This is a genomic window from Bacillus cereus group sp. MG1 (assembly GCF_040460035.1).
In the GTDB taxonomy this organism is placed as follows: Bacteria; Bacillota; Bacilli; order Bacillales; family Bacillaceae_G; genus Bacillus_A; species Bacillus_A cereus.
Window position 1 is genome coordinate 1,696,418 of the sequence record NZ_JARVGY010000001.1, and the last position, 19,516, is coordinate 1,715,933.

Below are 19,516 nucleotides of genomic sequence, written 5' to 3' on the forward strand. Positions count from 1 at the left end.
CATCCCCACTGATTATTAGCCCGCACCAATCGGGCATTTACGGGCAGTTGATCCCCACCTAACTTTCTTTGCTTCCGCTGAATTTTGAAGTGAGGGTCTTACTGCCCGGCAAATAGGGGGATAAAAAAAGATGAGTCTCCTCATCTTTTCTTCTACTTTAACTTCCGTAACCGCAACGCTTCTTCTCGCGTCTCCATAAATTGATCCAATACTTTATTACCAATCCGATTGAAAGTAATCACATATAAAGCATCAATCATATTCAGTTGCGTCATTCTCGAAGCAATACTCGCAATACGATGATCTTGTTCTACATCTGGCATACAAAGGCGAATATCCGCTTCTTTATATAGGGGGGATGATTGATCTAGTTTCGTAATTCCAATAACAGTTGCACCTTGTCTCTTTGCATACTGCGCCATTTCAAGCACATCTTTCGTTCGACCAGATGTTGAAATCGCAACAAATATATCGCCTTCTTTTAAATTCGTCACAAGTGGCAACATCATATGAAAATCAGATAGCATCATCGCTGTAAATCCAAGCCGCGTAAATTTATAAGCCCCGTCCATTGCTGGCGTAGCTGATCCGCCTACTCCATAAAAGATAATTTTATCGGCATTTACAATACGATCTGCAGCTTTCTCAAGTTCTCTCTTATCTATTGCAGTAACACTCGCCTCAATTGCAGCTTTATTCACATAAGTAACTTTATTAAATAAATCATACGGTCCATCTTCTGTATTCATCACTGAAAAATCGTTAATATTATAATCAGCAATAGTTAATTCACGAACGAGTGCTATCTTAAATGCTTTAAAACTTCCGATTCCAATCGATTTACAAAAGCGAACGACACTCGCTTCACTTGCGCCTGCATTCGTTGACACTTCTTTCGTCGTTAAATTCGGTACAATCTCTGCATTCTCCATTATGTACATGGCAACCTTCTTCTCAGCTGGTGAAAATTGATCCATATTACTTTCAATTTTAAATAGTAATGTTGAAGCTTTCACTATTTAACCTCCACTTCTTACGGTTGCGTTCACTTATTTTCTCTTGCTTCAAGAAGGTAATAACCATCATCGCCAGGAGGATGAAACACATTTACAATGCGATTCCCTTTTTGATAAACAGTTCTTTCCCCTTCTGTCCACTTCTTTTCCCAACCGTTCATCCAAATCGCAACATCAGGTAAAAAAGCAGTATATTTCAGCTTCTGACCGTACTCACCATCTGCTTCTTCCGAAAAAATAGAAACCGGAAAATCTTTCACTTTTGATTCTTTCCATGCAGTAAATGGTATACATACTGCAATAAGTACGATTACACCAATAACCTTCTCCTTCGTAATCTTCACACTTCCCTCTCCTTGTCATATCACATACATAGATTTTACCATAATTACAAACGCTTCATGCTATATGATCGTTGCTTTTAGGAATAAAAAAAGAGCTTACCTACATCAGATAAGCCCTTCCTCTCTATGCAAAATATTTCTTCAAAAGTGGTGGTGTAATAATCGTCGTCAATATAACAACAATAACAATCGCTGTGAAATTTTCTTTCGCTAATAAATTCGCCGTAAGTCCATTTGCTGCGATGATAAGCGCTACTTCACCACGTGATACCATCCCCGCGCCAATACTAATAGAAGATTGGAGATTAAATCCTGTCAGTCTCGCTCCTAAACCTGATCCGATTAACTTTGTGAAAATTGCAATGAGAGTCATAATAATAATGAACCAAAGCTGGCTTCCAATACCTTGAAATGTAATTTCCATTCCGATACTTACGAAGAATACTGGAACAAATATTGCATAAGCAATCGGTTCAATTTTATGTTCCACTTCATGCTTATACTCTGTTTGAGAAATAGCAATTCCCGCTGCAAACGCTCCAATAATACCTGCAATTCCCATCATTTCACTGTAATAAGAAAAAGAGAAGCAAATAATAAGAGCCGCGCTAATTAACGCTTCTGTTACACGAAGCGGGACAAGCATTTTCATAATCCAAGGAACGACTTTCCATGCAATAAAAACAATACTTACAAAGAAAATAATTTTCTTTACAATGACAAGTGTTATATTCACATCTTGTGTTCCTAAAAAACTCATTACAAATGCTAATAAAATAACGACAATGACATCATCAAATACGGCAGCACCTAAAATTGTTGTACTTTCTCTCGTATTCATTTTTCCTAAATCACGTAGCGTCTGCACCGTAATACTAACCGATGTCGCGCAAAGTAATAAACCTAAAAAAATGGCATGGGATTGTATTAATCCAAACAGCAATCCTGTTACATAACCACCGATGAAAGGAAAAATAATTCCACCAGCCGCTACTGCAAATGACGATTTCAAATTCCGATTTAACTCTTCTAAATCCGTTTCAAGTCCCGCTATAAACATAAGTAACAAAACACCAATCTCACTCAATTCATCAATCAGTTCAGAACTATTAATAATACCGAGTACAGCCGGACCGATAATAATACCGACAATTAACTTACCAAGTACAGAAGGCTGACCAAGTCTCACACTAATGTCACCAGCTAATTTCGTACAAAGTAAAATGACGACAAGTTCAAAATAAAATAACATAGCATCTGCTCCTACTTTAACTTTAATCAGTGGGTCGTTAACCCACGTCCATTTCTGCAAGTAGTTTCCCCTATTGATCCGCATTTTATTTGTCATATTTTTATTTGACAAAATATTCTGAATTATATTAAGATTAATCCAGCAATTTTAAAAAACTACATACCATAACTGCACCTCCACTTACTTACTCTTTTTTAATGGGCTCATACTATAGTCGCAGTTATGGAAATGAAAAAACGGGGGAGAGAGTCCAAAGTGAAGTCATTATTACGAAAAAAAGCGCTTAGTACTGAGTCACCAAAGCAACTAGATAGAACATTAACTGCACTCGATTTAACGTTTTTAGGAATCGGCGCCGTAATTGGGACAGGGATCTTTGTATTAACAGGTATTGTTGCAGCAAAACATTCTGGTCCTGGTATTATGCTATCATTCCTTATTGCTGCATTTACTTGTGCTTGTGTAGCCTTTTGTTATGCTGAATTTGCTTCTTCTATTCCTGTCTCAGGAAGTGTGTATACTTACGCATATATGACAGTCGGAGAAGTCGTCGCCTTCATCGTCGGATGGTGTTTAATGCTCGAATATTTACTTGCCGTTGCAGCAGTAGCTGTCGGTTGGTCTGGTTATTTACAATCATTACTACAAGGTTTCAATATACACCTGCCCGCCATAATCGCCTCGGCCCCCGGCGTAGGAAAAGGTGGTCTCATCGATTTACCTGCTGTCTGTATTTTACTTCTTATTACTGGCCTTTTAAGTTTTGGTATACGCGAAAGCGCACGCATTAATAATATTATGGTTCTTATCAAGTTAGCCGTTATTATCGCCTTTATCGTAGCAGGTGCAAAATATGTAAAACCTGAAAATTGGACACCGTTCATTCCATTCGGATACGACGGTATTATTACTGGGGCTGCCACTGTGTTTTTCGCCTTTTTAGGTTTTGATGCAATCGCAACCGCTGCAGAAGAAACGAAAAAACCACAGCGTGATTTACCAATTGGTATTATCGGTTCTCTTCTTATTTGTACTATTTTATATATGATTGTATCTTTCGTTTTAACAGGTATGGTTCCTTATACACAATTAGACGTTTCTGATCCAGTTGCATTTGCATTGCACTTCGTTGGTGAAGATGCAATTGCAGGACTACTCGCTGTTGGAGCGATGACTGGAATGACAACCGTCCTCTTAGTCGTTATGTATGGACAAGTTCGCGTTTCATATGCAATGAGCCGTGACGGTCTACTTCCAAAAGCGTTAGCACGTGTAAATAAAAAAGTAAAAATCCCTTTATTAAATACGTGGATTACTGGCGTTGTTGCTGCTTTATTAGCAGGCCTTTTAGACTTACATTTGCTAGCGAATTTAGTAAACATCGGCACGTTAACAGCCTTTACATTCGTTTGCTGCGCAGTACTTATTTTACGAAAAACACACCCTGACTTAAAACGCGGATTCCGCACACCTTTCGTACCTGTACTACCAGTTGTCGCGATTCTTTGCTGCTTATATTTAATGATTAATTTGTCTAAAACAACATGGATTAGCTTTGCAGTTTGGCTTATAGTCGGCTTATGCTTCTATTTCTTCTACTCTAGAAAGCATAGTCATTTAGCTATTGAAAAAACAAATGATGAACAGAAAAAGGCATAACAAAATAGCTCGCCGATAAAATGGCGAGCTATCTTTCTATACTATCATATTTTTTCGTTAACGATTGTAAAATGAAAAATATGCCGATGCAAGCTGTAAACCATGCCCAATTTCCTATTGGTGTCGAGTATGTGATCATTCCAATACCCACAAGCACTAAGAAAATAATCACCTGATATATGAGCTTCCACTTTTGCATATATTCCCTCCTTTACTTCGTCCCCTTCTTTTTCTTCTTCCAGGCATTCAAACTATCAAAGAAGAAGTTAATAAATAACGTTCCTAATCCTGCTAATAAAAACGTCATTAAGAATAAAACCCAAATACTTTTATCTTTTAATAAATAATATCCTACAAGGAGCACAACCGCGATCCATACATATTCAAGAATTCTTTTTAGCTTTTTCTGTTCCAACTTATTCGCTCCCTCTTTCTATGCTACTTTTAGTATAACAAAAAAGAAGCCTATCATGATAAGCTTCTTTTCTTCTCTCTTATTTGTTCATACTTTTTTCAACAAGTGAAATCGCATACTCTAATGTACGATTCATCGTTTCTACCTGTGCATCTTTTACTTGCACATCTTGTAATACAGCTTCTGCAACTGTAATTTTTTGTTGCAATGATTTCACTGAACCATCTGTTACATTTACAGCTTGCGCTTTCTTCACTACTGCTTTTGCAGATTCAATATTGATTTGTAATTTTTCTTTCGTTGTTTTTGGTTGTTCTTCTGCCACTTTTGATTGTACAAATGTTACATTAGCTGATTTTAATTCGTTATATGTTTGAATAATTTGTTCCCCAGTACTTCCTACATTTTCAAATGCTTGCTTTGCAATGTTATAGCTTTTCTCTAATTCTTGAAATGCTTCCTTTGAATATTGACCTGGCTTATCACCAAATTCATACGTACTAACTAACACTTCTTTTACTTTTCCAAGCTCTTCAAATAACGCATTTACTTGCTCTAACTTCGTACGGTTAGAAAACTCATTGTATGATGCTAATACTTCTGAAGAACTTAAAGCTTTACTATATAATTTCGCAAGCGCGATTTGTCCATTTAACGGAATACCACCATTTCCGTTACTATCAGGATCCGCTCCAAATGCAAATGGTACGTTCGGATGATACACTTTCCCAGTAGCTGGCTGACTATTTACTTTTTTACCATCTACGTAAATAGCCACTTCGCTTCCGTTATACGTTCCTGTTAAATGATACGTTTTGTTCGCTTCTAATTGAACTCCAACACGTTTATAGCTACCTCCAATGTGAGCCCATAATTCAACATATCCACTTCCTGTAGACTCAAATCCAATTCCGCCGCTCTCTGTATTTTGCAAGATGCCTTGTCCGCGAATTTCATTCATTGAAAATACAGTTTCTAACGTAAACGTATTTGCTACTTTTTCTTTTTGTGCTGCTGAAAATGGAAGGTATCCAAATGTATTTGCTTTTCCGTTTAACTTCATAACATTCTTCTTCAATGCTTTATCATATTCAATAGTCACATTGCCCTTCACATCACCTTTTGTACCAAATGGTGAATTGTCTTTAAATGTACCATCTGCAAAGTTTACATCGAAAACATCAGCTTTTGGTACTTTCACATTCGGGTCAATATTATCTTTTTTCGTAGTAATTTCCGCAGTTAACGGCTGTGCGGTTTCATTGCCAAATGAATCAATCGCAACTACTTCAAGTGTATATGCTTTCCCGCCATCTAACCCTGCAAGCGTAAACGTAAGATCTTTCGGCACTGGATCACGATAAAACTCTGAGAATGCTAACAATTTATTTTTTATTTCACCCGTTTGCTTATCTCTAGCCTGCACACGGTAAGAGTGAACAAGAAGGTTGTCCAATGCTTGCGGGAATGTTACTGTTGCCGCATTTTCTGTTACATTTGATACAGCAAGCTTTGCATCTTTAGCAAAGTAAGGCTTTTCTTTATCACGATCTTCTACATGTGTAAATGTTTCTTTCTTTGCTGGTAATTTAATTTTCCAAGGCTCGCCTGTCCAAGAATTCGTATGGAAATCACGGCGATTAATCGTCACTTCTTCTTCATCTACTTCTACTAATAAACCTTGGCTTAACGTACTAGCTCCTGGCGGGATATTCCCTTGTACTTTACCACCTTCAACTTCCATATAACTTACTGAAGATGTACCAACTGATGTAAAGTCTTTTTGATGTATCGATCTCGGATCATCTAACGGATAATGTGAATGACCTGAAAACGTAATAACTTGTGGATATTCTTTTAACACTGCATTAATTTTTGCGCTATCTTGTGTTCCCCATTCCTGACTACCGTACACTGTATCTTTAATATATTGATGTAAAAATACAAAAATCGGTTTTTCTGGATCATCTTTTTGTGCTTTTGCCATTTCTTCTTTTAACCAATTAATTTGCTTGTCCGAATAATAACCATGTGTTGTTCCATTCTCTGGAGACATAACAAGGAAGTGATAACCTTTTACCACTTTATGATAATAAATTGATTCCATACCTGTTTTTTCTAAGAAACGCTTCTGTGCACCCTCTACGGATAAACCGTTCCAATAATCATGGTTACCGAGAGAATTCATTCGCACTGCATCTTTATTTGCATTTTCATTATACACTTGCATGAAACGATCATATTGCTGCACTGATCCTGTATCTGTGAAATCACCTACAATAACAAACGCATCTTGCTTTGGTGCTAATGTATTAAACTGTTCAATCGCTCTTTTCCAGCGAAACGTATCATCCGTTCCACTATTTTTAATATGCACATCACTTACAACTGGAAAAACTATCTTCTTCTCACTTGATGCCTTTTCTTGCTTTTTCTCTTCTGCTTTAACTGATGTGCTCCATGGAAATGATACGAATGCTAATACAAAAACCATCAATAATCCAATAAGGCCTTTTACTTTTCGTAAATCAGTTCTGTCCACGTAAATCCTCCTCATATAATGAATTAATTACAATGGTTATTGTATCGAACACATATTAACTTCGTTTAAAGTGAAAATGAAATTTATTTAACTTTTGTAAATATACAGTCATTTTTCTGTAACATCCAACATTACTTGTATTATCTTATACAAGTACCTTGTGTCTAACAGACTCTTATTCATTATTATGATTTGGAAGCCTATTAAACAAACTTTCCTGAAATTTTTCGCCCCTTTATTAACACAACTATCGTTTTCCAACATTTAATAGTAATAAAAAGAAAGTATGAAGGGAGGAGCTACTAATGGCTTGTAAAAAAAATATCGGCTGTTATGCCCCTTTATCTATCATCTGCCCTCCCTATGATCCACCTAATCCACCAGAACCACCAGGCTGTGAATTAATTACAAATGAATTTGCCGGTAATTTTCTTATAACAAAAGAAATTCCACCACCTTCTGAAAATCCTACATTAATCTTATGGGAAGGAGATGGTGTAGTTAAAATATCTGGTACCATTTCTGTGTATAATAGTACTAGTAGTACTGCAGGAATTACCGTTCAAATTATCGGAAAGGTGACAAATACTTTTACAGTCTATCCTGGCAACACAATGTCATATACAGGTCAATCCTTACAATCTGTGGCTATCATTGATATTCCAAATAACCCAACCCGATATATGGAAGGAAAATATTGTTGTCAATTCTCATTTTGCTTATAAATTTCTTCACCACCTTAACTTACAAACTATATAAAAAAGCATACCACTTGGTATGCTTTTGCTTATGAAATTGGATAACGTACTGTCAGACATAATTGTCCTTGGCTTACTCCCGTTCCTGTTGTTACAATTTGAATTGTAGTAAAGTATCTTACTGTAAATGATCCACTGCTTTGTGGTTGTACAGTAATTGTATTCACCACTGTCGCTCCTACTAAAAAATTCACCGTAATTGGAGCTGTACCTACATCATATTTCACATAACCTGATGCATATAAATCTTGCGTAATATTATTCGTATACACTGTTTCAGTTACCGCACCAGTAGCAGCCCAATCTATACATACCTGATCTTGAACAAGTGTTTTACTGGAACAGCATGATAAGTTAGAATTGTACATCTTAGCCCTCTCCTTTTCTATTATGAAAGTGGATAACGTGTAGTTATACAAAACTCCCCTTGATATGTTCCAGCTGTTGCAGCAGGTAAAGTTACTTCAATTGTTACGAAACGACGGTACGTAAAAGCTATACTTGTTCCTGGGTTTAATGTTTGTGTATCAATTGTAGCGCCTGCTGCATCTAAAACTGTAAGTGTGATCGGAGCCGGTCCGACGTCATATCGAACAAACCCTGTTCCAATCATATTTTGATTAATATTATTGTTGTACAGTACATTCGTAATAGCAGTCGCCACTACAGTTCCTGACCACGGACTACACACTTTATCTTGCACATAATTTTTATCTGGACAACAAGTTAATGCTGACCCTGAGCACTCACAAGACATAGTTGTTTCCCCTCTCTCTTTTATATTCCCTATATGTGTATGTCCCCCAGAGTCTTTTGCCTGTACTATTCATCTATTTTCAAAAAATATTCAAATGACTAGATAGATTCCGTTTTGTTTCTTTTTTTCATATATTTATAGACAAAGATACTAGCAACAATAAGAATAACGCCTCCTAATATCGGTAGCATATATTGTCCAACAACATCCGCTGCTTTTTCCCAATGTGGACCTAATTTCATTCCAAAATAAACATACAAAGTCGTTAACGGGAACATTGCTACAAATGTATAAATACTAAATTTCCATATGTTCATTTTTGCCATACCACATGGAACAGAAATAAGCGTTCGCACTCCAGGTACAAAGCGTCCAACAAATGCTACAACTGGTCCATATTTCTCAAAGAAATCATCTGCTTTTTGAATTTGTTCTTCTTTAATAAAGAAGTATTTTCCGTATTTTATTAATAGCGGACGACCACCGTAATAACCGAGTGCATATAACGTTAAAGGTCCTGTCGTTCCACCAAGTGTCCCTGCTAATACAGCCAACCAAAAATTCATATCTCCCTCGTATACCCAATACCCAACCATAGGCAACACTACTTCTGCCGGAATAAATTCAAACGTTAATGCTAACACAACTCCAAAATAAGAAAACTGCTTTAAAAACTCGATTATATCTAAAATAATTTGCTCCATATTTTTAACTCCTATCCTACGTTTACGTTATGCTTTTCTTGTAATTGAACTGGCGCCATTTTTACAATTCGGTTCAAAATAAATAACACAACTCCAATATCATCTAAAATACCGATAAACGGTAGGAAGTCTGGAATTAAATCGAGCGGCATCGCTACATACCCAACTAAAAAAGCAACAGATAAAATTTTCTTCTTTATTGAAACCTCTTTTGAAGTAAAAAAGTCAAATAGGAATGGAACAAATCGGCGAACATGAAATACAACTCTTAATCTACTAATAAGTTTTTTCATTTTTATATCTCCTCTCTTTGTATACGAAAAGGACCCTACCAAATATGGTAAGGGTCCTCAAAAAGACAGAAAGGGGCCTTTACCATTGCTGGTAAAGGTCTCACTAACAACGAAACGTTGCCAATAAAGCCGAGGGTTTCTCCCTGTAATGACGACTTTATTGTAATAAGTTACTCCCCTTTATACACAATTTTATACACTCACATTAAAATATTTCAGAGGGCTTGTCAATATATTTTATATTCCAATCCCTTCCGTAAAAACAAAAAACGTATAGGAAATTTCTTACTATCTCATAATATACATAACCATTTTTGAACGAAGGGAGATGTTTCATTTGCATACCGTCTGGAAAGGCGCACTTTCACTTGGACTATTAAATATAGGAATTAAACTATACAGTGCCGTAGAAGAAAACGACATAAAATTTTTAAGTCTCCATAAAGAATGCTTAACACCTATTAAATATAAAAAGTTCGCTCCCGATTGTACGGATGAAGAAATTGATGATAACGATATTGTAAAAGCCTATGAATACGCACCTCATAAATATATTATTATGGATGAAAAAGAATTAGCTCAATTACAACAAGCTCATGAACCACGATCCATTCGTATTATATCTTTTGTCCAAAATAACGAAATTGATTCTGTTCTTTATGATCGCTCTTATTTTATAGGACCTACCCCAGGACATGAAAAATCCTATTTATTATTAAAAGAAGCTCTTGAACGTACAAATAAACTTGGGCTTATTCATATTTCTATTAGAAAAAAACAACATTTAGCTATTATCCGTAACTTTGAAGATGGACTAATGTTACAAACCATCCACTACCCTAATGAAATTCGCGCTATAACAAATACACCTAACTTACCAAGTAACGAAAATTATCCTATACAAAAACAAGAACTCACCGCAGCAATTAATTTAATCCACCACCTTACAAATCCTTTTGAACAAGAAATGTATACAGATGAATATAAAGAAGCCCTTACCGAATTAATCGAGAATAAAATTGAACAACAGGAAAAAACTGAAACAATCTCTCCAACTCCGAACATCATTAATATTATGGAGACATTACAGGCAAGCATTGAACAAGCAAAAATAAAAAGAGACAATAAAACAGAAAAAGAGGCCAAATAAAATTGACCTCTTTTTCTTTAAAGCGGATTACATTTCGGCATTTCAAGTCCAGACGATTGAGCTAGTTTTAATAAGTAGTAACATTCCTCTCTTGCCATATGATCTGCCATTCTAGCCGATAATACACTTAATACTTCATTCGATAACTCGAGCTCTTCCACTTCATGTAAAAAATGCGAAAATAATTTCAATTCAAGTGAAACATCTTTCGTAAACTTCTTTAATGCTGGAAAATGATGAAGCTCCGTTCGTAAATACCCTGTCATTTCAACTGCCTTTAAGTAAAATTGTTCAAAATGCTTCGTAAATTCTTCGCTTTTCTCTTTTAATCTTTTTTCAACAAGATCTAATCCACCAGAAATAGAGCCTGCGTGACCAGCCGCATCCGTTAACCAAACGAGATGATAATGTAATTCATGAAAAACAGGCGGAACTTCCCCTTTCTTCAAAAACTCTAAAACTGCTATATACTCTTCCACTTCGTTTACCATATGATTAATAAAAGTTGGCGTAAAATGAATCGTAATTTTCCCTTCCAACTGCTTCTGTATAATATTTAATTTAAACGCCCGAATCTCCTTAGCGGCTTGTTCTGCCTCTTTTGAAAATGCCATCAGATTCACATTCCGAACTTTATTTAACAAATTCGTAAATGTTTCAACAAAGTAAGTAGCTTTTTTTATATCCTCTTTTTCCTTCGGAGCTAATGCATCCAGTAAAAATTGTGCATGATCAGTAAGTACTTTTAACCAAAATTGATGCTCAAACAACGCACTTTCTTCATAATTTCTCTCCACTAAATCCCCTCCGTCTATTCATCCTTCTCTATCACTTGAAGTTTATATCCATCCGGGTCTTGTACCACAATACTCTTCTCACTTTTGTTTTCTGTGTATGCGATTTTATAAAATACTAACCTCTTCTTTACATTCTCTATGTTAGAAATTGAAAACGTTAGAACATCAACTGAGTCCGTAACACTCTTCTCACGCCCGCCCAAACTGCGCTTCATAATAAAACTAATTCTCGTTGAGTCAGCATCATACCAAACCCCTGTTACATCTAATTGAGGTCTTTCTAAACTAGGTTTAATTCCTAAAATCCCTTCGTAAAAATACAAAGTTTCCTTTAAGTTTTTCACTTCCAATACAATGAATTGTTTCACATTCTCCACATTCATTCCCCCCGTACCTATTACTTTTTTATATGTGTCATAAATGCCTATTATGTCTGAATACAATACGTAGTAATGAACACTTAAGGAGGTTTATTCGTGAATAAATATATGAGATCATTCGTGCCCTATCATAGTCCTCTCGATCCCTGTCCTCCTATTGGAAAAAAATATTATTCTACTCCTCCTAATTTATTTTTAGGCTTTCAACCGCCAAACTTACCACAATTCACACCAAAAGAAGCACTACAAAAAGGGACTTTATGGCCTGTTTTTTATGACTATTATGAAAATCCTTATAAAAAAGGGCGGTGACTACTGTCGTGAATCAATCGCTACCAGAAGAATACTATAAACTTTTACTGGAGCTTCAAGAACTGGACTTTGTACTAGTTGAACTCACTCTTTATTTAGATACACATCCAGATGACACCGCTGCGATTAATCAATTTAATGACTTTTCCTATAAACGGAGAGTATTAAAACAAAAGATGGAAGAAAAATACGGACCACTCCAACAGTTTGGAAACAGCTATTCTAATGCCCCTTGGGAATGGAGCAAAGGTCCTTGGCCATGGCAAATATAAAGGAGAGAAACTATGTGGATTTATGAAAAGAAATTACAATACCCAGTTAAAGTGGGAACTTGCAATCCCGCACTTGCAAAATTATTAATCGAGCAATACGGTGGTGCAGATGGAGAATTAGCTGCTGCACTACGTTACTTAAATCAACGTTATACAATTCCTGATAAAGTCATTGGCCTACTTACTGATATTGGTACAGAAGAATTTGCTCACCTTGAAATGATTGCTACGATGGTTTATAAGCTGACGAAAGATGCGACCCCTGAACAAATGAAAGCTGCTGGTCTTGACCCTCATTACGCTGATCATGACAGTGCTCTTCATTACCATAACGCTGCTGGTGTTCCATTTACTGCAACCTATATACAGGCTAAAGGTGATCCAATTGCCGATCTATACGAGGATATTGCAGCTGAAGAAAAAGCACGAGCAACATATCAATGGCTCATTAACTTATCCGATGATCCAGATATAAATGATAGTCTACGCTTCTTACGTGAACGTGAAATCGTTCATTCACAACGTTTCCGAGAAGCGGTTGAAATTTTAAAAGAAGAACGCGATAGAAAAATATATTTTTAATACACGTATCCTAGCGATATGTGTTTTTTTACGTTAAAAGTTAAATCCTTCCTATTAAACATATAAATAGTATATTTATTCGATTTAATGCATTATTTTTTAATATTTTCAAAATTCCCTATTGCTTTCTAGTCATCAGACCTTTAAAATAATAACAGTTACTCGACAAATTATTTGAATTTTCGACAAAAACACTCATTAGGAGGATTTTCTTTATATGCATACAACTTTAAAACCAGCGCAAATACTTTCGATTAGTTTATTACTATTCGCAGTTTTCTTCGGTGCTGGTAATATGATTTTCCCGCCCCTTCTCGGTCTTTCTTCCGGAGAAAATATGTGGGTTTCCATTACAGGGTTTATTATTACAGACGTCGGTTTATCTTTACTTGCTATCGTTGCTGTTGCCCTTGCTGGTGGTAGTTTTAACACTTTAGCGAGCCGTGTTCATCCAAAATTCGCAGCAGTATTCGCTATCATTATTTATCTTTCAATCGGCCCACTATTTGTTATTCCACGAACTGGATCTGTATCTTATGAAATTGGGATTGCACCACTTTTCCCAGATCAATGGTATTCTATGTTAGTTTTTAGTGCGATTTTCTTTACAGTCGTTTACTTCTTATCATTAAATCCATCCAAGCTAGTAGATCATATAGGTAAAATATTAACGCCAATTTTACTTGTAATTATTGCAATTATGGCAACAAAAGCGATTCTTTCACCAGGAACGTTTGCAGAACCTATCGGTGACTATAAAGACATCCCGTTTTTCAAAGGATTTCTTGAAGGATTTTTAACGTTAGATGCAATTGGCGCTCTCGTACTATCAACAATTGTTGTAAATGCAATTCGTCAAAACGGTATACAAGAGAAGAAATCTATCGCAAAATATACAATCATTTGCGGAAGTATCGCTGCTCTATTCTTAACAATTGTTTATTTCTTACTCGGTTATATCGGAGCTTCAAACGGAAACTTAGGGCAATTCGAAAACGGTGGTCAACTATTAGCTACTGTTATGTATCAATTCTTTGGGACAAGCGGTAATGTTTTATTAAGTATCGCCATTATCTTCGCTTGTTTAACAACGGCAATTGGTGTTGTAAGTGCATTTGCAAATTACTTCACAACAGTGCTAACAAATATTTCATACAAAAAGCTTGTGCTATACGTTTGTATCTTTAGTTTCGTTATTTCAAACTTAGGATTAAGCTTATTAATTAAAATCACACTACCTGTATTAATTATTTTGTACCCAATTACAATCATTTTAATTTTCGTATCATTTATCGATAAATATACGAAACGTAAACCTTCTGTCTACATCGGAGCGATGATCGCAGCATTCATTATTAGCTGTATTCATGCACTTGATAATGTGGAAATGATACCAGATTTTATCGCTAATATCGTACACACCATTCCTTTTTATAACTTAGGAATTGGCTGGATCATTCCAGCAATAATCGGTGGTATAATTGGATACTTTATTCCGCAAACAGAAGCTGCAGGTGAAGTTTCTACAAAATAAAGAAAAGAAGCAAGCATGAAATCCATGCTTGCTTCTTCTTTCTCTTCACATCGTATGTTTAAAAGTAAATAACTCTTCTTTTGACTGCAAAGCAGATTGTTCCTCTTCTACATCTTTCCTCTTTCTCTCCCCTCCTAACCTTACTTTCAACATTGCCTCTTCTATACTTTTCACAATCATATTTCCTGAAAAAATAGTTAGTCCGAAAAATGTAATTGGGACTAGAGGAATCCATGGATGCACTGTTAATGATCTAAAGTATACTCCAATTAAACCTGACCATTCATGCGTATAAGATTCCACCTCTTTTATAGGTCCACCAAACGTAACAGTCCCACCAAAGAACACTTCAAGTAATCCTAAGTGCAGTAAAATAGTAAGACTCTGCGTAAACTGTTGAAGAAATACGAGTATAAAAGTCATATAGAGATGCGGAAAAAGATGTTTTATAACAATACGTCTTCTCGATCCGCCTAATATGCGCGCGGCATCAACAAATTCTTCCGTTCGCAATTTACGAACTTCCTTCGCAACATACAGTGCAATAACTGGCATTACAAGCAGTACAAGTAATACCACTTGAAACGAAGCCCTTTCAAAAAAGGTTGTGGTCTCCTCTCCGCTTCCAAATGCATTTGCAGATTGAAGAAAAAAATACGCAATCATAACTGTTGGAATAACTGTAAAACTATCAAAGAAAGCCTCAATTTTTGAAAATCCTCTTTTTATATACGTTCCGAGTACGACACCGAAAAACACACCTATTACCATTCTAAGTGCCGCAATTAAAATAGATATACCAATCGTCCACTTCGCGCCTTCAATGACTAAATGTAACAGGTCATACCCTTTCCGGTCTGTCCCGAGTAAAAATTGTAATGAAGGTGGAAACGGTGGCACTTGTGGATTTTCATCCACATCATATTGCAATGTAACTTGTCTAATATGTCCATCATTCCATAACGTATTTCCGATGCTCAAAAGAACTAATAGGAGAAGAAACCCAATGCTTATCCAAAATCTTTTATCACGTTTTATATACGTCCACATATTATAATCTCTCCTTCATCGCAGCCGGAATGAGATAATGAAACAATTTAAATAAAATAAAAATCGGAATATATATAAGAAGCACACTAACGATGAAAACCTCAACTCTAATACCGAAATACGATTTCAAAAACATAAAAATACCACCCGTATTAAAAATCCATTCTATAATATATAAATTAGATAACATAAAAAAGATATTCGTTTTCGCAAAGAATAATGTACTAAGCAACACATTTCGTAAAATATGACGATTTAAAATATGAAAACGCCCCAGCCCTTTCGCCTTAGCAAATAGTACATAATCTTTTTCTAGTTCATTTTCAAAACGAAGCACGACCATTTTTACAAACATAATCGTAGTCGGGATGCTCAAACACAATATTGGCAACCCTCTAATCGACTCGCCTCCAATTGAAGCAATTTGAAAAGGTAAAAAACCTGTTTGTTTAAAAAACCATACAACTAAAATTTGTGATACTAAAATAAGAAGGATATCTGGAATGGATTCTAGGAAGATGAGAAATGATTTAATTCGATGTTGTATACGCGGTGAACTACTCATAATTACATAAACAATACAAAATGCTACAAATAATGAAATAAAAAAAGCAGCTAAAAAAATAATAATCGTTTCTTTATAATGGACGAACAGCTGCGGAAATAAAAATTTACCTCTCACATATTGCAAATTGGAAATATCCATTAAGTTCACAAACACTTCTTTTAAACTCTGTATGTACTTTGATACATCCAGCTTAAATCCATAAAACAATTTCGGCAGAGCCCCTAAAATAATAATCCCCAAAATCGAAATAAGAAATTGAATCGTCACTTCCATCCCATTCAAAAATACCTTTTTGACCATTTTCACCCTTCTCTCTCTATAATTTACCCCCTAATTTTATTCTTAATTTTCTGAATTGTAAATATTTTAAAGACAAAAAATCACTAAGCTATGATCCTAGTGATTCTTTATGCGCATGCCTTTCTCTTTTCGCAAACGGCATATATAAAATAAAACACCCAATAAGCGCTGCGAGTTCTAATGAAATAATATAGTAAGGATGCGGTCCTAACATATCGAGTAATGAAGCTGTTTCTGGCTTATGAGCTAAAAACATATAATTACCACCTGTTTTGTAATTCACAAACGAAACAAGCGGAATCAATATGTTTAAAAATATCATCGTACGCTTAATAGATTGCAAGGTCGGTCTATAGCCTTCCACCCAAGTCATAAAGAGTGGTGCCCAAATAAGCAATACATGCGCGATAAAATATTCAATGAAACGAAAATGCGGAAAAGCATATTGCAAATTTGGTGTTAAAATGGCTTGTGATGCACCAATAATTCCCGTAAAAAATACAATCTCATATATACGGTAACTTTTCGTTACAATCATAATCGACGCTAACAACAAACTAATTGTACATAACTCAAACGGTAATGAAGTAGCTAGCTCAAAAATCCCCGCTTTCCACTCCCACATATGAAGCCCAATTTCACTACCTATAAATAAAAATGCAATCGCATATCGAACCGTTATATTCCACTCATTTTGACGTAATAAATCTTGGTATTGATACAGAAAAAATATCCCCACCAACATAATAAATAATATAATGGCATGTTGCCTTGAGTATGGAATAAACGGTTTTAATGGATGCGTACTAAAATAAGCTTCCATCTTCCTTCCTCCTCTCCTTCATACAATATTATTGTAAGAAAGAAACAACGAGTCAATTCATTTGCTTACAATAGGACAACCTCTACCTTACATTTACATATTCATACCTTACAAAACTGTAAGGTTATTGTAAGCTAAAACGATTTGTCAGATTCTTCACCTCTTCTATACTTAATGTAGATACTAAAACGAACGAAAAGGTGATAAATAGATGAAAAAGAAAAATAAGGTGTTAATTACTAGTGTAGTAGCAATCGGAATTGCAGCTGGATCATACTTTGCATTTGCTGGTGGCGGTTCAGAAGTAGCAATGGCATATAGCGGATATAAAGTAACTGAAAAACAAATCCAAAACGCGCAAAAATTTGGTGGCGAAGTTATTCCAAATGGAATTGAAACTATTTCATTCGATCCAACAAAAGGAACATATGAATTAGCTGTTAAAAAAGGCGATGAAGTGAAAAAGGGTCAGCTTCTATTTAAATACAATGATCCGACTGCGAAACAAGGTGTAACAGAAGCAGAAATGCAAAAGAAAATCGCACAAAAAGAAGTAACGTTGTTCCAAAAACAAATTGATGCGGCGAAACAAAAATTACAAAAAGATAAAAATGCAGGCCTTCCCGCTGAAGCATTAAAAGCATCAGAAGCTGAAGTTGGGCAATTAGAATCACAACTTGAAATGAAAAAGTTTGAAGTTGAAAAAGCTGATGAAATGATTAAAGCAGCAAAAGAGAAAGTAAACACTCTTTCTGTAACAAGTCCTGCTGATGGCGTAATTGATGATATTGTGAAAACTGCTGACGAAAAAACAGGTATGAGCGGGGTTACTCTTCGTCACGCTGGTCAATTTAAGGTAAAAGGTCAACTTTCTGAATATGAGCTTGCTAGTATGAAAGTTGGGCAAGAAGTAACTGTTTCATCAAAAACTGTCGCTGGTAAGACTTGGACAGGAAAAGTAACAGAAATCGGTTCTACACCATTAAAGAGCATGGATGAAAATAAAACTGTTTCTAACTATCAATTCACTGTCACATTAGATAATAGTGACGAATTACAAAACGGCTTCCACGTTTACGTAACAAGTAAATCTGGCGAAGCAACTGGTACAATTGTTCCGAAAAGCAGTATCGTGAAAAAAGGTGACAAAAATGTTGTCTTCGTTGTAAAAGACGGTAAGGCGAAAGAACAAGCAGTTACTGTTGAATTCGAGACTGATAGCGAAGCAAAAGTTTCTGGAGTGAAAAAAGGAGAGGAAATTATCTCTAAACCTGAAAAAGACTTAAAAGATGGTATGGAGGTTGTCGCCCAGTGATTAACTTAAAAGGCATCACGAAATCCTTCCAAAATGGTGCAGAGTCCGTTCAAATATTACACGGAATTGACGTAACACTGAACCAAGGAGAATTCACTTCTATTATGGGACCTTCTGGTTCTGGTAAATCAACATTAATGAACATTATCGGTTGCTTAGATAAACCGACGACAGGTACGTACGAACTAGCCGGTCAAAATATTTCAAACATGACTGAAACAGAACTTGCACACGTACGTAATAAAGAGATCGGATTCGTATTCCAAAACTTCATGTTATTACCGAGACTTACAGCGCTTCAAAATGTAGAACTACCTCTTATTTACGCTGGAGTCGATAAAAAAGAAAGACGCGAGCGCTCATTAGCTGCTTTAACAAAAGTCGGTTTAGCTGATCGCGCTACTCACTTACCGAACGAATTATCAGGTGGACAAAAGCAGCGTGTCGCTGTTGCACGTGCAATCGTAAATAACCCAAAATTCATTTTAGCCGATGAACCGACGGGAGCACTTGATACGAAAACAAGCACACAAATTATGGACCTCTTTTACGAATTAAATAAACAAGGCTCAACAATCATTATGATTACCCATGACCGTGAAATCGGGGAAGCTGCAGCACGTCAAATTGTAATTCGTGACGGAAATATCGTCCAAGATTGGAGAGGTTAATTTTGAATACGAGTGAAAATAT

The 19,516-nt window shown here is 35.8% G+C and carries 24 protein-coding genes; 9 read left to right on the forward strand and 15 right to left on the reverse strand.

Annotation, left to right across the window (positions count from 1 at the left end):
• Positions 1–152: 152 nt before the first annotated feature.
• The 3 genes from QCI79_RS08800 to QCI79_RS08810 all read right to left on the reverse strand — a co-directional run bounded on the left by QCI79_RS08800 (position 153) and on the right by QCI79_RS08810 (position 2,708).
• Positions 153–1,016, reverse strand: a complete 864-nt coding sequence (locus tag QCI79_RS08800) for a MurR/RpiR family transcriptional regulator (RefSeq protein ID WP_000648172.1) — start codon at positions 1,014–1,016, stop codon at positions 153–155.
• Between the two features lie 29 nt (positions 1,017–1,045).
• Positions 1,046–1,360 carry a hypothetical protein gene (locus QCI79_RS08805; protein ID WP_000704958.1) on the reverse strand — a complete coding sequence of 105 codons (315 nt, stop codon included), beginning with the start codon at positions 1,358–1,360 and terminating at the stop codon, positions 1,046–1,048.
• 124 nt (positions 1,361–1,484) lie between these two features.
• Complete coding sequence (locus QCI79_RS08810) at positions 1,485–2,708, reverse strand: cation:proton antiporter (RefSeq protein WP_003283315.1); 1,224 nt, start codon at positions 2,706–2,708, stop codon at positions 1,485–1,487.
• A gap of 159 nt (positions 2,709–2,867) precedes the next feature.
• On the opposite strand from QCI79_RS08810, the gene bcaP reads away from it, so the two are divergent.
• Positions 2,868–4,271: a branched-chain amino acid transporter BcaP gene (bcaP, locus tag QCI79_RS08815; RefSeq protein WP_000838712.1), complete on the forward strand. Its 1,404-nt coding sequence runs from the start codon at positions 2,868–2,870 to the stop codon at positions 4,269–4,271.
• A 28-nt stretch (positions 4,272–4,299) separates the two neighbouring features.
• On the opposite strand, the gene QCI79_RS08820 is transcribed toward bcaP, so the two are convergent.
• The 3 genes from QCI79_RS08820 to QCI79_RS08830 all read right to left on the reverse strand — a co-directional run bounded on the left by QCI79_RS08820 (position 4,300) and on the right by QCI79_RS08830 (position 7,228).
• A complete protein-coding gene (locus tag QCI79_RS08820) occupies positions 4,300–4,470 on the reverse strand; it encodes a hypothetical protein (RefSeq protein WP_001174852.1) in 171 nt (56 codons plus the stop codon).
• A 12-nt stretch (positions 4,471–4,482) separates the two neighbouring features.
• Entirely contained in the window at positions 4,483–4,686 is a 204-nt protein-coding gene (locus tag QCI79_RS08825; protein WP_000435800.1) for a hypothetical protein, read from the reverse strand.
• Between the two features lie 79 nt (positions 4,687–4,765).
• The gene (locus QCI79_RS08830) at positions 4,766–7,228 is read right to left on the reverse strand and encodes a LamG-like jellyroll fold domain-containing protein (RefSeq protein WP_021727557.1); all 2,463 of its coding nucleotides are present in this window, start codon (positions 7,226–7,228) and stop codon (positions 4,766–4,768) included.
• A gap of 305 nt (positions 7,229–7,533) precedes the next feature.
• On the opposite strand from QCI79_RS08830, the gene QCI79_RS08835 reads away from it, so the two are divergent.
• Positions 7,534–7,953 (forward strand): S-Ena type endospore appendage, encoded by a 420-nt coding sequence (locus QCI79_RS08835; protein WP_000752308.1) that lies wholly within the window; start codon positions 7,534–7,536, stop codon positions 7,951–7,953.
• A 62-nt stretch (positions 7,954–8,015) separates the two neighbouring features.
• Here QCI79_RS08835 and QCI79_RS08840 read toward each other — a convergent pair whose 3' ends face one another.
• The 4 genes from QCI79_RS08840 to QCI79_RS08855 form a co-directional block, all read right to left on the reverse strand.
• Entirely contained in the window at positions 8,016–8,354 is a 339-nt protein-coding gene (locus QCI79_RS08840; RefSeq protein ID WP_000282809.1) for a DUF3992 domain-containing protein, read from the reverse strand.
• A 20-nt stretch (positions 8,355–8,374) separates the two neighbouring features.
• A complete protein-coding gene (locus QCI79_RS08845) occupies positions 8,375–8,743 on the reverse strand; it encodes a DUF3992 domain-containing protein (protein WP_001277547.1) in 369 nt (122 codons plus the stop codon).
• Between the two features lie 98 nt (positions 8,744–8,841).
• On the reverse strand, positions 8,842–9,447 hold the full coding sequence (locus QCI79_RS08850; protein WP_000435017.1) for a DedA family protein: 606 nt from the start codon (positions 9,445–9,447) through the stop codon (positions 8,842–8,844).
• Between the two features lie 11 nt (positions 9,448–9,458).
• Positions 9,459–9,740, reverse strand: a complete 282-nt coding sequence (locus QCI79_RS08855) for a YkvA family protein (protein WP_000733854.1) — start codon at positions 9,738–9,740, stop codon at positions 9,459–9,461.
• Between the two features lie 337 nt (positions 9,741–10,077).
• On the opposite strand from QCI79_RS08855, the gene ku reads away from it, so the two are divergent.
• Positions 10,078–10,890, forward strand: coding sequence for a non-homologous end joining protein Ku (gene ku, locus QCI79_RS08860; RefSeq protein ID WP_000557748.1), 813 nt, complete (start codon positions 10,078–10,080; stop codon positions 10,888–10,890).
• A 17-nt stretch (positions 10,891–10,907) separates the two neighbouring features.
• Here the strand turns inward: ku and QCI79_RS08865 are convergent, their stop codons facing one another.
• Positions 10,908–11,687 carry a DUF2935 domain-containing protein gene (locus QCI79_RS08865; protein ID WP_000440974.1) on the reverse strand — a complete coding sequence of 260 codons (780 nt, stop codon included), beginning with the start codon at positions 11,685–11,687 and terminating at the stop codon, positions 10,908–10,910.
• Positions 11,688–11,701: 14 nt separating this feature from the next.
• Entirely contained in the window at positions 11,702–12,070 is a 369-nt protein-coding gene (locus QCI79_RS08870) for a VOC family protein (RefSeq protein WP_044129442.1), read from the reverse strand.
• A gap of 93 nt (positions 12,071–12,163) precedes the next feature.
• Here QCI79_RS08870 and QCI79_RS08875 point away from each other — a divergent pair, with 93 nt between their 5' ends.
• From QCI79_RS08875 to brnQ2, 4 genes are all read left to right on the forward strand, one after another.
• Entirely contained in the window at positions 12,164–12,379 is a 216-nt protein-coding gene (locus QCI79_RS08875) for a spore coat associated protein CotJA (protein ID WP_001046257.1), read from the forward strand.
• Positions 12,380–12,387: 8 nt separating this feature from the next.
• Positions 12,388–12,651 carry a spore coat protein CotJB gene (locus tag QCI79_RS08880; protein ID WP_001076509.1) on the forward strand — a complete coding sequence of 88 codons (264 nt, stop codon included), beginning with the start codon at positions 12,388–12,390 and terminating at the stop codon, positions 12,649–12,651.
• A gap of 12 nt (positions 12,652–12,663) precedes the next feature.
• Positions 12,664–13,233 (forward strand): spore coat protein CotJC, encoded by a 570-nt coding sequence (gene cotJC, locus QCI79_RS08885; RefSeq protein ID WP_000265274.1) that lies wholly within the window; start codon positions 12,664–12,666, stop codon positions 13,231–13,233.
• A 217-nt stretch (positions 13,234–13,450) separates the two neighbouring features.
• Entirely contained in the window at positions 13,451–14,767 is a 1,317-nt protein-coding gene (brnQ2, locus tag QCI79_RS08890; protein ID WP_000557556.1) for a branched-chain amino acid transport system II carrier protein BrnQ2, read from the forward strand.
• 45 nt (positions 14,768–14,812) lie between these two features.
• Here the strand turns inward: brnQ2 and QCI79_RS08895 are convergent, their stop codons facing one another.
• The 3 genes from QCI79_RS08895 to QCI79_RS08905 all read right to left on the reverse strand — a co-directional run bounded on the left by QCI79_RS08895 (position 14,813) and on the right by QCI79_RS08905 (position 17,508).
• A complete protein-coding gene (locus QCI79_RS08895) occupies positions 14,813–15,817 on the reverse strand; it encodes an ABC transporter permease (protein ID WP_000269984.1) in 1,005 nt (334 codons plus the stop codon).
• 1 nt (position 15,818) lies between these two features.
• Positions 15,819–16,685 carry an ABC transporter permease subunit gene (locus QCI79_RS08900; RefSeq protein WP_000239682.1) on the reverse strand — a complete coding sequence of 289 codons (867 nt, stop codon included), beginning with the start codon at positions 16,683–16,685 and terminating at the stop codon, positions 15,819–15,821.
• Between the two features lie 88 nt (positions 16,686–16,773).
• On the reverse strand, positions 16,774–17,508 hold the full coding sequence (locus tag QCI79_RS08905) for a YwaF family protein (RefSeq protein ID WP_000388720.1): 735 nt from the start codon (positions 17,506–17,508) through the stop codon (positions 16,774–16,776).
• A 211-nt stretch (positions 17,509–17,719) separates the two neighbouring features.
• Between QCI79_RS08905 and QCI79_RS08910 the strand changes: the two genes are divergently transcribed.
• Both QCI79_RS08910 and QCI79_RS08915 read left to right on the forward strand, forming a co-directional pair.
• A complete protein-coding gene (locus QCI79_RS08910) occupies positions 17,720–18,823 on the forward strand; it encodes an efflux RND transporter periplasmic adaptor subunit (protein ID WP_000728830.1) in 1,104 nt (367 codons plus the stop codon).
• A complete protein-coding gene (locus tag QCI79_RS08915) occupies positions 18,820–19,494 on the forward strand; it encodes an ABC transporter ATP-binding protein (protein ID WP_000609104.1) in 675 nt (224 codons plus the stop codon). The genes QCI79_RS08910 and QCI79_RS08915 overlap by 4 nt, the downstream gene beginning before the upstream one ends.
• The last annotated feature ends 22 nt before the right edge of the window (positions 19,495–19,516 follow it).

What these genes read in the sequence shown, in the direction of transcription:
- QCI79_RS08810 (WP_003283315.1), bottom strand. Translation starts at nt 2,708, where the DNA reads ATGACAAATAAAATGCGGATCAATAGGGGAAACTACTTGCAGAAATGG.
- QCI79_RS08820 (WP_001174852.1), bottom strand. Translation starts at nt 4,470, where the DNA reads ATGCAAAAGTGGAAGCTCATATATCAGGTGATTATTTTCTTAGTGCTT.
- QCI79_RS08835 (WP_000752308.1), top strand. Translation starts at nt 7,534, where the DNA reads ATGGCTTGTAAAAAAAATATCGGCTGTTATGCCCCTTTATCTATCATC.
- QCI79_RS08840 (WP_000282809.1), bottom strand. Translation starts at nt 8,354, where the DNA reads ATGTACAATTCTAACTTATCATGCTGTTCCAGTAAAACACTTGTTCAA.
- QCI79_RS08845 (WP_001277547.1), bottom strand. Translation starts at nt 8,743, where the DNA reads ATGTCTTGTGAGTGCTCAGGGTCAGCATTAACTTGTTGTCCAGATAAA.
- QCI79_RS08850 (WP_000435017.1), bottom strand. Translation starts at nt 9,447, where the DNA reads ATGGAGCAAATTATTTTAGATATAATCGAGTTTTTAAAGCAGTTTTCT.
- QCI79_RS08855 (WP_000733854.1), bottom strand. Translation starts at nt 9,740, where the DNA reads ATGAAAAAACTTATTAGTAGATTAAGAGTTGTATTTCATGTTCGCCGA.
- QCI79_RS08870 (WP_044129442.1), bottom strand. Translation starts at nt 12,070, where the DNA reads ATGAATGTGGAGAATGTGAAACAATTCATTGTATTGGAAGTGAAAAAC.
- cotJC (WP_000265274.1), top strand. Translation starts at nt 12,664, where the DNA reads ATGTGGATTTATGAAAAGAAATTACAATACCCAGTTAAAGTGGGAACT.
- brnQ2 (WP_000557556.1), top strand. Translation starts at nt 13,451, where the DNA reads ATGCATACAACTTTAAAACCAGCGCAAATACTTTCGATTAGTTTATTA.
- QCI79_RS08895 (WP_000269984.1), bottom strand. Translation starts at nt 15,817, where the DNA reads ATGTGGACGTATATAAAACGTGATAAAAGATTTTGGATAAGCATTGGG.
- QCI79_RS08900 (WP_000239682.1), bottom strand. Translation starts at nt 16,685, where the DNA reads ATGGTCAAAAAGGTATTTTTGAATGGGATGGAAGTGACGATTCAATTT.
- QCI79_RS08905 (WP_000388720.1), bottom strand. Translation starts at nt 17,508, where the DNA reads ATGGAAGCTTATTTTAGTACGCATCCATTAAAACCGTTTATTCCATAC.
- QCI79_RS08910 (WP_000728830.1), top strand. Translation starts at nt 17,720, where the DNA reads ATGAAAAAGAAAAATAAGGTGTTAATTACTAGTGTAGTAGCAATCGGA.